Source organism: Flavobacterium sp. N502540 (assembly GCF_025947365.1).
Lineage (GTDB): Bacteria > Bacteroidota > Bacteroidia > Flavobacteriales > Flavobacteriaceae > Flavobacterium.
Map to the genome: position 1 here is coordinate 3,118,598 of NZ_CP110012.1, position 13,585 is coordinate 3,132,182.

Annotated in this window: 13 protein-coding genes and 1 tRNA gene; 1 reads left to right on the top strand and 13 read right to left on the bottom strand. The window is 35.1% G+C overall.

Annotated features, from left to right (window positions below):
* The first annotated feature begins 39 nt into the window (after positions 1 to 39).
* The gene (locus OLM58_RS13130; RefSeq protein WP_264529262.1) at positions 40 to 966 is read left to right on the top strand and encodes a hypothetical protein; all 927 of its coding nucleotides are present in this window, start codon (positions 40 to 42) and stop codon (positions 964 to 966) included.
* A gap of 820 nt (positions 967 to 1,786) precedes the next feature.
* On the opposite strand, the gene OLM58_RS13135 is transcribed toward OLM58_RS13130, so the two are convergent.
* The 13 genes from OLM58_RS13135 to OLM58_RS13195 form a co-directional block, all read right to left on the bottom strand.
* Positions 1,787 to 2,794 (bottom strand): PDDEXK nuclease domain-containing protein, encoded by a 1,008-nt coding sequence (locus tag OLM58_RS13135; RefSeq protein ID WP_264529263.1) that lies wholly within the window; start codon positions 2,792 to 2,794, stop codon positions 1,787 to 1,789.
* Between the two features lie 83 nt (positions 2,795 to 2,877).
* Positions 2,878 to 4,101, bottom strand: coding sequence for a site-specific integrase (locus tag OLM58_RS13140; RefSeq protein ID WP_264529264.1), 1,224 nt, complete (start codon positions 4,099 to 4,101; stop codon positions 2,878 to 2,880).
* Positions 4,102 to 4,362: 261 nt separating this feature from the next.
* Positions 4,363 to 4,450, bottom strand: a tRNA-Ser gene (locus tag OLM58_RS13145).
* A gap of 151 nt (positions 4,451 to 4,601) precedes the next feature.
* On the bottom strand, positions 4,602 to 5,000 hold the full coding sequence (locus tag OLM58_RS13150; RefSeq protein ID WP_017495517.1) for an acyl-CoA thioesterase: 399 nt from the start codon (positions 4,998 to 5,000) through the stop codon (positions 4,602 to 4,604).
* Between the two features lie 3 nt (positions 5,001 to 5,003).
* Complete coding sequence (gene ribB / locus OLM58_RS13155) at positions 5,004 to 6,137, bottom strand: 3,4-dihydroxy-2-butanone-4-phosphate synthase (RefSeq protein WP_264529265.1); 1,134 nt, start codon at positions 6,135 to 6,137, stop codon at positions 5,004 to 5,006.
* A 2-nt stretch (positions 6,138 to 6,139) separates the two neighbouring features.
* The gene (locus tag OLM58_RS13160) at positions 6,140 to 7,594 is read right to left on the bottom strand and encodes an LptF/LptG family permease (RefSeq protein WP_264529266.1); all 1,455 of its coding nucleotides are present in this window, start codon (positions 7,592 to 7,594) and stop codon (positions 6,140 to 6,142) included.
* Positions 7,595 to 7,602: 8 nt separating this feature from the next.
* Complete coding sequence (locus OLM58_RS13165) at positions 7,603 to 8,295, bottom strand: LolA family protein (RefSeq protein ID WP_230000218.1); 693 nt, start codon at positions 8,293 to 8,295, stop codon at positions 7,603 to 7,605.
* 7 nt (positions 8,296 to 8,302) lie between these two features.
* Positions 8,303 to 10,756 (bottom strand): FtsK/SpoIIIE family DNA translocase, encoded by a 2,454-nt coding sequence (locus tag OLM58_RS13170; RefSeq protein ID WP_264529267.1) that lies wholly within the window; start codon positions 10,754 to 10,756, stop codon positions 8,303 to 8,305.
* A gap of 18 nt (positions 10,757 to 10,774) precedes the next feature.
* Positions 10,775 to 11,149 (bottom strand): diacylglycerol kinase, encoded by a 375-nt coding sequence (locus tag OLM58_RS13175; RefSeq protein WP_017495512.1) that lies wholly within the window; start codon positions 11,147 to 11,149, stop codon positions 10,775 to 10,777.
* A gap of 9 nt (positions 11,150 to 11,158) precedes the next feature.
* Positions 11,159 to 11,656 (bottom strand): thiol peroxidase, encoded by a 498-nt coding sequence (gene tpx / locus OLM58_RS13180; protein ID WP_017495511.1) that lies wholly within the window; start codon positions 11,654 to 11,656, stop codon positions 11,159 to 11,161.
* Positions 11,657 to 12,057: 401 nt separating this feature from the next.
* Positions 12,058 to 12,315, bottom strand: a complete 258-nt coding sequence (locus OLM58_RS13185) for a DUF6952 family protein (protein ID WP_017495510.1) — start codon at positions 12,313 to 12,315, stop codon at positions 12,058 to 12,060.
* A gap of 84 nt (positions 12,316 to 12,399) precedes the next feature.
* Complete coding sequence (locus OLM58_RS13190; protein WP_007805605.1) at positions 12,400 to 12,708, bottom strand: thioredoxin family protein; 309 nt, start codon at positions 12,706 to 12,708, stop codon at positions 12,400 to 12,402.
* Between the two features lie 223 nt (positions 12,709 to 12,931).
* Positions 12,932 to 13,570 carry a peroxiredoxin gene (locus OLM58_RS13195; protein ID WP_173967336.1) on the bottom strand — a complete coding sequence of 213 codons (639 nt, stop codon included), beginning with the start codon at positions 13,568 to 13,570 and terminating at the stop codon, positions 12,932 to 12,934.
* Positions 13,571 to 13,585 lie beyond the last annotated feature (15 nt).

Genomic DNA, 13,585 nt, shown 5'->3' on the forward strand with positions numbered 1-13,585 from the left:
TTAAATTTGTTTTGTTAATTATTTGTTAAACAATGGTTTATGCTTTTGCTTTTAAGAGTAAATTATTTTAATTTTTTAATTGTATCACTTATGAGAATTATGAAAATCGCCATTCTTGCAGGATACCTGCTAATTTACATGTCAGGATTTTGTCAATCAAATTTTAAAACAACAATGAAAAGCTTACTTGGAAAAGATTTTCCAAATTACCAGTGGTTAAATGTACCGATAAATAATTATGGAGTAGCTACATGTTATGCAGGAACAAATACAAACACAAAAAAAAATAGTTTTTTATGTGGTACATACTCTTTCTTTGGAATTAAAAAGCTTCCTCAAAGTATAGATTCGTTGTTAATCCCCAATATAATGATTGAAAAAGGATGTAGTCCTTCTATAAATGCTACGATTCAGGTAGAGAAAAAAAGTATCTATAAAGCGATATTACCAAATATTGCGTCTTTATTTGGGCTGAATGCATCCCTTACAGATTCTCTTGCTCAGAATGCAGTAATTGATGAATTAGAAATTTGCGACAGACGTATTCAGGAAGGAGAAGTAAACACTTATATCGAAGATTTTAAAACAGACCCAAAAGAAATAAAGAAAAATTTTAGAAATCAAAGTTTAATACTTGTCGTAAAAGATATTGTTATAACAAAATTAAAAATATCAATAAAGAGTAATGCACAATTGGCAGCAGAGCTAGATTTGAAACTTAAAGGAAAGCTTGTAGAGCATGTTGGGGACAATGCTGAAATTGGAATGTATCTAAAAAAAATAAATAATTCCACTTATACTATGGAAATAAATTCTCCAATGGTAATTGGATTTTTAGCAGTAAAAAAAGGAGATGCAACCAGGGGAGGAAATAAAGGAAACGATAATGATTTTAAGCTTACAGGATGGAAAGGGTATGCAATTACTGAAGTACAATTGGATGATACTAGTTTTATTGCTAATTAGAGAAAGAATCAGCCTTACTGGCTATCAATTTTAAGGTTCTAATCATCTATTGTAAGAGACCGAGAATAGAAAATAAAAAGTAGAAGGATGAAATCATATTAGTAGTATTATTTATAAAGTACCTAAAATTGCAAAAATTTTCGTTAACAAGAATTTGATTTAACATTAATTTCGACTTTTTAGTTACTTGGGATCTATATATGTATTGTCAAATAGTGGAAGTACACCGATAAATTAATACTTTGCTGGATCTTATATTTAATAATTAAAATGGTTTAAACATGGCTTTCTCAAGCTTTATTAAGAAAAGAGTTACCAATAGATACACTCATTATTTAGAACATAAATGACTTAATTTATCAATAACTGTTTTCCATTCATTCAGATGTAATGCACTTTATATATATATCCAAAGAGAAGTTCTAGTTTTGATTAAGACTTTTGTTTGGGCGCTTACACATTCGAACCTAAATTTGTCAGCACTTGTTTCTAAAAGTTTCGAACCGAAGCTTGGCAGACCTTGATTTTGTTATAAGTCTCTTTTTCTAATTATCCGTGTGCCACGATTCTGCCACAAAATGCAGCATACTAAAATTTTCAATTATTTGTAGGGCTTCAGACTACGCAACATAAAGATGATTTGGAGAATTACCTTAATCGATTCAGCAGAAAGACTGGATTTTAAGAAAGCCTGCAGATTTTCTGCAGGCTTTCCGTTTTGTGCTCTATCTGTACCTCATTTTGCTGCAATGCCTGCGGATACTGCTCTGCGATTTTCTTGCACAGAAATTGATTTATTTCTTTTAGACTATTTTTAAAATCATTTTTTGTCTTCTTCGAAATTTGCCAGTTCTTTCTTGACTTCTTCAAGTAGTTGTTCTTCAGTCGGAAGGTATAAATGATACTGGCTTGCAATTATGCTTTTGTTGCTTTCGGGTAATGTGAATTTTACTACTCCGTCATTCTTATCAGCACACAGCAATATTCCTATAGTAGGGTTTTCGTTGTTGTTTTTTTCAATGCGGTCATAATAATTGACATACATCTGCAATTGTCCAATATCCTGATGGGTAAGTTTGTGCGTTTTAATTTCTATCAAAACAAAACACTGAAGTAATCGATTGTACAAAACCATGTCTACAAAAAACTCATCTCCATTAATATGTATTCTTTTTTGTCTGGAAACAAATGAAAATCCATTTCCAATTTCTAACAAGAACTCCTGAAGATGAGTGATAATTGCCTTTTCCAAATCTTTTTCATAGTATGCAGCTTCACGTTTTAAGCCTAAGAATTCTAAATACATTGGATCCTTTATGATTTCTCGGGCATCAGAAGGTAGTTTTTCATTTTGTGCAACTGCCAGTACACTTTCTTGATCACTGCTTATTAGGAGTCGTTCGAATAAACTGCTGTTTATCTGGCGCTCCAGCTGGCGAACTGTCCAATTATTTTTTACTGTTTCTGCAATGTAAAATTCTCTTTTGTTTTGATTATCAATTGCTAATAGTAGTTTGTATTGGCTCCAGCTCAATTGTGTCCACAGTGTAGACACAATTGGAAAAGTCCTGTAAAACTGTCGGTACCAATTTAACTGTCGGTATGAAAACCCACTCCCATATTCAGGTTGCAACTGCTCTGCAAGGTATTTGATTAAGTAAGTTCCGTAATCAGCTCTTTCTTTTCCCTGTTGTTCTTCCTCAAAAATGCGTTTTCCGATGGACCAGTACATCGTAGTTCTTTCATTATCGACGGCTCTAATTGCAAGTTCTTTTGAAGTCTCAATTATTGCTTTTATATCAGGGATTAAGGATTGGTTTTTAAGCATTTTTTTTAAATTTAATAGTTAGGCGTAGTTGATTAAAGTTTTAAAAGTAGGTTTTAAATCAAGAAACCTTTTTTGAAAGTATTTTATCTAAACTTAGATTTCAGTTTCTCCATATCTTCCATAATGTTTACATCCAAAACTTTTGCATAGTGCTGGGTCTGTTTAGTGTTGGTATGTCCCATCATAGCTGATACGTTCTCCAGTCTTACTCCGTTTCCTAAGGTTACGGTAGTCGCAAATGTGTGTCTTGCTACATACCATGTAAGATGTTTGTTTATGCCGCAGACATCAGCGATTTCCTTAAGATAAGCATTCATTTTCTGGTTGGAAATTTTAGGGATAAGACCTTTCTGCTGTTTTTTATATTTAGAAATAATTTTCTCCACGGTAGGCAGTACTGGGACATTGGCTCTAATAGCAGTTTTGGCTCTACTTGTCATAATCCATAAATTTCCATTCGAATCTTCGGATAAGTTTCTTTCAGTCAGTTCCAAGGCATCGACAGGCGCATATCCTGTGTAGCAGCTGAAAAGAAATATGTCCTTAACTTTTTCCAGACGAGGTGTTGAAAATATTTTATTCTCAATTGTGTTTAGTTCCTGCTGGGCCAGGAAAACAGCATCTTTCACGCTGAGCCTACCGTCATAAATGTTGAATGGGTTTTTTATGATCAAATCCATCTTAATGGCGTAATTGCATGCAGTTTTATACATTTTCATATATTTTACCACCGAATTGTTTTTGATGCCTGTCTGCTCTTTAAAACTGCTTTCATACTTAAGGAACTGTTCCAGTTTAAAGACAAATGAGCTGGATAGCTCAGATGCTGGCATATCTTCCTTTTTGTAGTTGCTACTGATGAAGCTTAAAAGCAGATCTTTAGCCCTTTTGTACTTCTGCAGAGAAGCTGGTGCGCGCTCTCCTGAGTTGACTCTTTTTGTGAAAAATAAGTTGTAATTGTCCATAATCTCAATTATGGTTGGGCCTTTAGGTTGATCGATTTTGACTTTTCCTGTGAGTTCAGCTTTTAATAATTGAAGGTTAACCTCAGGATCAATTCTGAAGAGTTCAGTGAATTTTTTGGCTGAATTAAGCTGGAAAAGGTCAAGCAGGTTTTTCATTACTATTTCCTTTTCAATTTTAAGCTGGTTTCTGAGGTTATTTGTGCTTGTCCATCTTTCTTTTGAAATGGCTTGGCCGGTTGACATTAAAATTTGTTTGTCATTGTAGCTCAAACGGGCATAGATTGGAGATTCGCCGTTCTTGTTTACTTTGTCGGATTTCTGGTAAAAAATTACTTTTAACATGTTATCTAGTTTTAAAATTAATAATCAAATTGAATTAAAAATTTTAAGAGAGCCCATTGACAGCAGGGAATTCCCAGGGAATTCTTTTGCTTTAGTTACCATTTTGTGAGAAAAAAGATTCAAAAAAAGAGGGGGTAACTAATAGGGTAACCATTCTTTGATAAAACATGTGCTTTTTGAAAAGTGTGTAAAAAAGAAAAAGCCTTTAAACAGTGATGTTTAAAGGCTTTTGACTTTTAAAGTTTCTTTTGAAACTTCTACTGGCGGAGAAAGAGGGATTCGAACCCCCGGACCTGTTACAGTCAACAGTTTTCAAGACTGCCGCATTCGACCGCTCTGCCATTTCTCCAATATGTTGCGATCATTTGCTGATTGCGAGTGCAAATATAAGATGCTTTTTCGGTTCTCAAAACTTTTTCAGTGCTTTTTTTTGAGCTATTTTTGAAATAATTTTCAAGTGTCTAATTATCAGTATTTCCGAAAAATAGATTTTTGAAAAATTAGTTCAGGTCGTCCAAAATAGGCACCGGTTTTTTGTTTTCATCCACTGCAACAAACGAAAATGTTCCTGAAACTACGGTTTCGCGAAGTTCGGAATACATTTGCTCCATAAAAATATCGACGTGAATTTTACAACTCGTTCTTCCAACGCTGATCACTTTGGCTACTAATTCGATTAAAGTTCCCGCCGGAATGGCTTTTTTAAAATCGATTTGACCAGTTGAAATCGTTACTACTTTTTTTCTGCTGAATCTTGTCGCACAAATAAAAGCAACTTCGTCCATAACATGAAGCGCTGTTCCTCCAAATAAAGTGTCGTAATGGTTTGTTGTACTCGGGAAAACCGCTTTAAAAATGCGTGTTTCCGATTTTATAATTCTTTCTTCTACTGTTCCCATATATTAATAACTTACGTATTCGGTAATTTCAAGTCCATATCCAATCATTCCCACACGTTTTGTTTGTTCCGTGTTAGAAACCAATCTAATTTTTGAAATGTCGATATCGTGTAAAATTTGAGCGCCAATTCCATAATCTTTACTGTCAATGATTACTTTTGGAGCTTTCATTGTTCCTCCCGCCTGTAAAGTTTTAAGTTCGGCAATTCTGTTCAACAAATTTATAGCCGTCATATCCTGATTAATAAATAACACGGCTCCCTTACCATTTTCATTAATCACTTTAAACATATCGTCTAATTGCTGTTCTGCATTATTAGTTAAGGTACCTAGTAAATCATTGTTTACCTGTGAAGAATTGATTCTGGTTAGAATAGCTTCTCCCAGATTCCAGGTTCCTTTTGTTAAGGCAATATGAATTTGTTTGTTGGTGGTTTGCTCGTATGCTCTTAATCTGAAAGTTCCAAAACGAGTCTCAATATCAAAATCCTCTTTTTTTACAATCAGACTGTCGTGTTGCATTCTGTAAGCTACCAGATCTTCAATCGAAACTAATTTTAAATTGAATTTTTTAGCCACTTTTGCCAATTCAGGCAAACGAGACATCGTACCGTCTTCATTCAAAATTTCGCAAATAACGCCAGCGGGTTTAAATCCTGCTAATCGGGCAAAATCTATAGCGGCTTCGGTGTGTCCGGTTCTTCTTAAAACTCCCCCTTGTTTGGCCACTAAAGGGAAAATATGTCCGGGACGTGCCAATTCATGTGGTTTAACATTTGAATCGGTTAATGCTATTACCGTTTTAGAGCGGTCAGCTGCCGAAATTCCTGTCGTTACCCCGTGTCCTTTTAAATCTACAGAAACCGTAAAAGCAGTTTCCATATGATCGGTATTGTTGGTTACCATTGGTCTCAGGTCTAATTCCTTACAACGGCTTTCTGTCAATGGAGCACAAATTAATCCACGTCCGTGAGTAGCCATGAAATTGATCATTTCCGGAGTTACTTTTTCGGCTGCAGCCAGAAAATCACCTTCATTTTCACGATCTTCATCATCCACTACAATGATTACTTTACCCTGACGAATGTCTTCAATAGCTTCCTCAATGGTGTTTAGTTGTATTTTTGTTGTTGACATAGTTATTTTTTATTTTGAGCTGGAAAGAACCGCTCGGAAATTTTTTGAAATAGTTGTGAGATTGGAGTTGTAATTGCATCAAAGTTGATTAATCCGTTGTCGTTAGTAGCACGATACGTTAATAATACAGCTAATGGTAATAGTATAAAAGAGGACATCCATGCTCCTAAAAACGGATTCATTGCGCCTTCCTGTGAAAGTCTTTTTCCGAAGGTATTAATGAAATGGAATGTAATAAAAATTAAAACGGCAAATACAATAGGCAGACCAAGTCCTCCTTTACGAATGATAGCTCCTAATGGTGCGCCAATAAAAAACATTAAGAAACAGGCAAAGGCGATTACAAATTTTTCGTATAAGGCCGTTAAATGTTGATTAATATCTCTTTGTTTTTCTTTTAAATCGTTTTGTGTTGATTCAATAGAATAGACATTGCTTGTAACATTGCTGCTTGCCATTCTTATTACATCAGCCTTCTCTTTATTCGTGTAAAGTGATAAAAGGTTATTAGGCAGATTCTTTTTCTTTTTATTTGTTTTTACAGGAACGGCTGATTTGGTAATACCCACACGCTGATTGATATTTTCCGAAAAAGAGATGATTTCATTATCCAGATTTTTATTCAGGGAATCCAGTGTATAACGGAGTTCGTTGATATTCAACATTCCGTTTGTGTTGCTTATATTTTCTTTATCGTCATCGGTTTTGTTTAATTCGGATAAATCAATATTAATGATCTGTTTTTTGAAAGCACTTTTTATGAAAGGCAGCTTAGCGCGATCTTCGTATTTTTTCGGAGTAACATCCTGGTAGTAATATCCGTCATTTAAAACTAATTTTAAAATACTGGATTTTTCGTTACTCATCAATTCACCATCTTTGGCTTTAATAACGGTTTTGTTTTCGCCGGTATTGGTTGGTTTTTCGTGAATCGTAACACCGGTTAAAATGTTTCCATTTTCACCAGATTTTTTGTTGACTTTAATGTTGTAAAAACCAACATCATTAAACTGTCCTTCGGCAATTGCCATGGCGGGCTTAGCTTGCGCAATGTTTTTTCGGAAATTAATAAATTTATATTCCGCATACGGAATCACATTATTAGCGAACCAGAAAGCGACAATACTTAAAACAAAGATGAATACGATCAAACCTCGCATCGCTCTCTGAAGTGATATTCCTGATGATTTCATCGCTGCGAATTCATAATTCTCAGCCAGATTTCCGAAAGTCATAATAGAGGCCAGTAAAACCGATAGAGGTAAAACCAGCGGTATGATTCGCGGCATGGAGAATAAAAGGAACTTCACAACCAAAATCAAATCGAGATCTTTACCTGCAAGTTCAGAGATAAAGAGCCATACGGTTTGAAGTATGAAGATAAAAAAAAGGATTACAAATACCGTAGTAAATGTAATCAGGAATGTTTTTAGTAAGTATTTGTCTAAAATTTTCAACCTTGTAATTAATCTAATTTATTGATGTAGTATTTTGGATATTTGCTCGCTACAAATGTAAATTGATTTTTTGATAAAGGCTGATTGGTTTTAAAAGAATTAACGGTTAAAGTGGTTTTTGTTCCATTTTTTCCGGTTTCGATCAAATTATAAATGTGTTTGGTCTGAACATCAATACCTAATAGGATCTCTTTTCTTTGGTCTTTAGAGCTTGTAGGAGCTAATTTGATATATTGTATTTTTCTTCCTTTCACATTTTGAACAATATCCATGTTGTATTTGTAGCCCGAATTGAAGAAAGTCAGCATTTTTGAAGGTGTAATAGCAGTATCGTCCTTCTCATTTACTTTAGAAATTGTAACTTCTTCGTCTTCCGGAACGATGGTGTAGGTTTTCTGACCGTCAAATATTTTGGTTACTCCCATAAAATTCAATACATATTGATTGCCTTTCATGGTTACATTTCCTTTACTGTCCTGGTTGATGTTCTCTTTAGTGTTATTCAGTGTGTATTTAAAGTCAATAACAATGTTGTTGTAGCTTTTTATTTTTGAAGTTACTTCATTCAATAAATCTTTGGCTTTTTTATCCTGAGCCTGAATAGAAGTGAAGCTCAAAAGCAATAAAACCGCCATTTGAATGCACTTTTTAGTCATCTTAGTAATAGAATTGTTTTGGATTTCCTGAATTTTTGTTTTCATGATGGGATTAATTTTGTTCATTATTAAAAAATTGATCAAGAGCACTTAAGTCAGTGATGTTTACTGTTCTTGCTTTACTGCCTTCAAACGGACCAACAATACCTGCTGCTTCCAGCTGATCGATCAAGCGACCGGCTCTGTTGTACCCTAATTTTAATTTTCTTTGCAGTAATGAAGCCGAACCTTGTTGTGCATTGACAATAATCTCTGCAGCTTCTCTGAATAAAGTGTCTCTTTCGGAAATATCCACATCAAGATTGATGCCATTTTCTTCTCCAACAAACTCCGGAAGCAAATAAGCTGTAGCATAAGCTTTTTGCGAACCGATAAAATCCGTGATTTTTTCTACCTCAGGAGTGTCTATGAAGGCGCATTGAACACGTATCACATCATTTCCGTTGGTGTATAATAAATCTCCTCGTCCAATTAACTGGTCGGCTCCCTGTGTGTCCAGAATGGTTCGGGAATCAATTTTAGAAGTTACTCTGAAAGCAATTCTCGCAGGGAAATTGGCTTTAATTAAACCTGTAATAACATTCACCGATGGTCTTTGTGTAGCAATAATCAGGTGAATACCAATAGCACGGGCCAATTGAGCCAAACGGGCAATAGGAACTTCAACTTCTTTGCCGGCGGTCATAATTAAATCAGCAAACTCGTCGACTACCAGAACAATGTAAGGTAAAAATCGGTGGCCTGCTTCGGGATTTAGTTTTCGTGCTTTGAATTTTTCGTTATATTCTTTAATGTTACGTACCATCGCGTCTTTTAGTAAAGAGTAGCGATTGTCCATTTCAACACAAAGTGAGTTCAGCGTATTCACTACTTTTGCATTGTCGGTGATGATAGCGTCTTCTGTATCCGGAAGTTTGGCTAAGTAATGTCTTTCAATTTTATTAAAAAGCGTAAGCTCTACTTTTTTCGGATCTACCAGTACAAATTTAACTTCGGCCGGATGTTTCTTGTATAAAAGAGAGGTTAAAACCGCATTCAAACCTACCGATTTTCCTTGCCCGGTTGCCCCAGCCATCAGTAAGTGTGGCATTTTGGCCAGATCGACCACGAAAGTTTCGTTGGAGATTGTTTTTCCTAAAGCAATTGGCAGTTCCATTTCAGCTTCCTGAAATTTAGCAGATCCAATAACGCTTTTCATCGAAACCATTGTAGGGTTTTTGTTCGGAACCTCGATACCAATAGTTCCTTTTCCCGGAATAGGAGCTATGATACGGATTCCTAATGCAGAAAGCGATAATGCGATATCGTCCTCTAAACTTTTAATTTTAGAAATTCTGATTCCGGCTTCCGGTACAATTTCGTATAAGGTTACCGATGGACCAACGGTTGCTTTGATCTGCGCAATTTCAATTTTATAATTGCGAAGTGTATCAACAATTTTGTTTTTATTTTCTTCTAATTCCTCCTGATTGATCGTAATTCCTCCGGTTGAGTATTCTTTCAATATATCTAGCGTAGGGAATTTGTAATTGGATAGGTCTAAAGTAGGGTCGAATAAACCAAAATCAGCTACCAGACGAGAAGCCAGATTCTCTTCGATAATATCTTCCTCTTCTGCTTTTTCAATTACAAATTCTTCGGTATGAGCAGGAGTTTTTACAGTTACCGGATTAACATCCATTTGAACTGGTTTTAAAACCGGATTCAAATCAATTTCTGAGGCGTTTGAAATGGTTGGTTTTAAAGCTTCTTTGTTGATTTCGAATTGGCTGATATCAGATTTTAGATGAATGTTGTCTAATTCCGGATCTTCTTCCTCGATAGCAAATTCTTCTAAATTATAAGCACTTTCTGCTTCCTGAGGTTTTTTTATAGAAGCCAATTCTGAGTTGAATTCCTTTTTAGTAGAATCAAAATACGACTGTATTTTTTCAGGGGATAGTTTGATTTTAAAAATCAGGTACACAATTAATCCGAAAAGTAGCGTAAGCAAAGTTCCGGTTTTTCCGATGTAATCTTGTAAAAACAGATTAAGTTCATATCCAATCGTTCCGCCCAATTCAGGTGCTGAAGTGGCGAAAAATCCAAATAGTACAGAGACAATAATAAGGGCAAAAAGATCCCAAAACCAAGTGTTTTTTAATTTTTTGGTAGAAAGCTCCAAAGCGAGAAACATTCCGGTAAGGAAAAATAAACGGACGAATATAAATGAGGCAATACCAAAACCTCTGTATACAATTAGATCAGCGAGGAATGCCCCGAATTTTCCGAGCCAGTTTTCTACAATTTCGGTACGATCGCCAAGCTGGCTTACCGCACTTTGGTCAGATTGCCATTGTCCGTTGACATAAAAAGAAATAAAGGCAACTAATAGTGCCACAGAAAAGAGTATCAGAAGACATCCCAAAACAAATTTTTGTTGTTTGGATAGATTTCCGTACTTTATCTTTTCAGTCTTTGATTCGTTTTTTTTGTCTAAAGTTTCCTTTTTGGTTGTTTTTGCCATTCTTGCGTTTCCTGTTGCCTATATAAATTTTGGGATGTAAATGATTAAGCCTATTGCTATCGCTGTCATCGCGGCAAAAAATACCGCTCCGGCTGCAATGTCTTTGATAAAACCGATTCGTTTGCTGTAATCAGGGTGAATAAAATCGGCAATTTTTTCTACTGCCGTATTCAAACCTTCAACACTTAAAACGAGGCCTATGGCTAATGTTTGACACAGCCATTCGGTTTGTGAAATATGAAAATAAAACCCGGCAATGGTCATGATAATTCCCAGAGAGAATTGAACCATAATGCTGTGTTCTGTTTTGATTAATTTTACCGCTCCGTTAAAAGCATAGGTCATACTTTTTAGTCGGCCGGTAACAAAGGTATTGTCTTTTTGAAATTCCATTTAAAGATCTTATAGTGCTGCTAAAGCTGCTTCGTAATTTGGTTCGTTCGCAATTTCAGCTACTTGTTCAGTGTGAGTTACTTTTCCATTAGCATCAACTACAATGATTACTCTTGAATGTAAACCAGCCAAAGGTCCGTCAACAATTTCTAAACCGTTTGTTTTTCCAAAATCTCCTGCCTGGAAATCGGATAAGTTAACTACATTTTCTAATCCTTCAGCACCACAAAAACGTTTTTGCGCAAATGGTAAATCTCTTGAAATACACAATACAGTTGTGTTTTCTAAGTTGCTGGCACTTTCGTTGAATTTTCTAACAGATGTAGCACAAGTTCCGGTATCGATACTTGGAAAAATGTTTAAAACCAGTTTTTTCCCGGCAAAATTGCTTAAAGAAACAACTGATAAATCGTTTTGTACTAATTTGAAATCAGCTAGTTGTGATCCAACTGTTGGTAATTCGCCTGAAGTATGAATAGGATTTCCTCCCAATGTTATTGAAGCCATGATTTTTATTTAAATTAATGAGGTTCAAAAGTAAGGATTAATATTCGAATCTAAAAGTATTTGTTGATGGGTTTAAGGAGAGATTAAGAATGGTTTTTGGGGTGGTAAGAATTAACGAATTATTTTGGATTTATCACAAAGTATGTCATTTCGATGAAGGAGAAATCGCATTAGGGAATCGATAAAGAATGGCGATTTTGATTGTGGAGTTTCTTGTGTGATCTGCTTCGTCTATTTGCTATGGCTCCGGTCTCCTTCGACTTCGCTCAGGAGGACACTCGTGGTTTAAACTGAGAGTGTGACTGCAAACTTTGGCCACGACAGAAAACTGAAAACTAAAAAAAAGCGTCTCAAAATTGAAACGCTTTCTCTTGTCATGTTTTTTTTATTTGTATGCTCGATTATTTATCGATGGAACCTAAAACACGTTTCATAAACGCATTTAGAGCTTCTTTTTTATCAGTGCCCTGAACTACCATTTTGTGTACTTCAAGCGCACCATACATATTCGAAATTAATTCGCCAATTACATCTAATTCTTCATCCTTTAAAGATGGAATTTCGGTCATCGCTTCTAAAACTTCGATAGTTTCAATGATATAATCCTGATCGTTTTCTTCGATAAATTGGGTTAACTGCTTTATTACGGGTAATTTCATTTTTCTAGATTTTTAGATTACTCGATTATTGGATTTTTAGATAAGGTTCAAAAAATCTAACCGTCTAAAAATCTAACAATCTATTTACGCGATCGCGTTTACCAAGTCGATTAAAACTTCTTGTTTGTTGGTTTGAGTTTCTCCAACCAATTGCCCGTTTACAAAGGTTGCGAACGTAGGCAGATTGCTTACATTGGCTAATTTTCTTGATTCCGGTGAATTTTCAGCATCAACCAAAACAAAAGTGATAGCTTCGTTTTCTGTGGCTAATTTTTTGAATTTTGGTTTCATAATACGGCAATTTCCACACCATGAAGCTGAATATTGCACTACTACTTTTTCGTTTTTAGCAACTAAATCTGCTAACGTATCTTCGTTTAAGTCGATTAACATCTGTTTATATTTTAAGGTTCAAAGTGGCAAAGGTGCAGAGGAACAAAGTTTTGAAAACTTTGTTTAATATCACAACAAATATCTTTCGTTGTTTAATCTTTGCCGTATGTTTTTAGGAGAATTAAAGTGACAAAGGTCCATGGGATTGAAGTTTTAAACTGTATTCATTGTGACAAAAACACTTTGCCACTCTGTACCTATGAACCTTTGTAACTTTTAAAAATTAGTTTGCGCTCAAATACTCAGCAGTACTTAATCTGTCAGCAGACATTGCTTCTTTTCCGGCTTCCCAGTTTGCAGGACAAACTTCACCTTTAGTTTGAATGTGAGTGTAAGCATCCACCATTCTTAAATATTCGTTTACGTTACGTCCTAATGGCATATCGTTAACACTTTCGTGGAAGATTTTTCCAGTTTCGTCAATTAAGTAAGTAGCTCTGTATGGTACGTTTGAACCTTCGATGATAACTGAATCAGTTTCTTCGCTGTAGCTTGTAGCTTCGATGTCAAGAATACCTAAAATGTTAGCTAAGTTACGGTTTGTATCTGCTAAGATTGGGTAAGTAACACCTTCGATTCCACCGTTGTTTTTTGGTGTGTTTAACCATGCAAAGTGTACTTCGTTTGTATCACATGAAGCTCCGATTACGATAGTATTTCTTTTTTCAAATTCTGGTAAAGCAGCTTGGAAGGCGTGTAATTCAGTTGGGCAAACAAAAGTGAAATCTTTTGGGTACCAAAACAATAATACTTTTTTGTTGTTGTTTACTGCTTCTTCAAAAATGTTGATTTTTAAATTATCACCCATTTCAGAGATAGCATCAACTGCAATACTTGGGAATTTTTTTCCTACTAAAGACATATTTTTCGTTTTAAA

Excerpts from the sequence above, each read along its gene's own strand:
- OLM58_RS13130 (WP_264529262.1), top strand. The coding sequence starts at position 40 with ATGCTTTTGCTTTTAAGAGTAAATTATTTTAATTTTTTAATTGTATCA.
- OLM58_RS13135 (WP_264529263.1), bottom strand. The coding sequence starts at position 2,794 with ATGCTTAAAAACCAATCCTTAATCCCTGATATAAAAGCAATAATTGAG.
- OLM58_RS13140 (WP_264529264.1), bottom strand. The coding sequence starts at position 4,101 with ATGTTAAAAGTAATTTTTTACCAGAAATCCGACAAAGTAAACAAGAAC.
- OLM58_RS13150 (WP_017495517.1), bottom strand. The coding sequence starts at position 5,000 with ATGGGAACAGTAGAAGAAAGAATTATAAAATCGGAAACACGCATTTTT.
- ribB (WP_264529265.1), bottom strand. The coding sequence starts at position 6,137 with ATGTCAACAACAAAAATACAACTAAACACCATTGAGGAAGCTATTGAA.
- OLM58_RS13165 (WP_230000218.1), bottom strand. The coding sequence starts at position 8,295 with ATGAAAACAAAAATTCAGGAAATCCAAAACAATTCTATTACTAAGATG.
- OLM58_RS13170 (WP_264529267.1), bottom strand. The coding sequence starts at position 10,756 with ATGGCAAAAACAACCAAAAAGGAAACTTTAGACAAAAAAAACGAATCA.
- OLM58_RS13175 (WP_017495512.1), bottom strand. The coding sequence starts at position 11,149 with ATGGAATTTCAAAAAGACAATACCTTTGTTACCGGCCGACTAAAAAGT.
- tpx (WP_017495511.1), bottom strand. The coding sequence starts at position 11,656 with ATGGCTTCAATAACATTGGGAGGAAATCCTATTCATACTTCAGGCGAA.
- OLM58_RS13185 (WP_017495510.1), bottom strand. The coding sequence starts at position 12,315 with ATGAAATTACCCGTAATAAAGCAGTTAACCCAATTTATCGAAGAAAAC.
- OLM58_RS13190 (WP_007805605.1), bottom strand. The coding sequence starts at position 12,708 with ATGTTAATCGACTTAAACGAAGATACGTTAGCAGATTTAGTTGCTAAA.
- OLM58_RS13195 (WP_173967336.1), bottom strand. The coding sequence starts at position 13,570 with ATGTCTTTAGTAGGAAAAAAATTCCCAAGTATTGCAGTTGATGCTATC.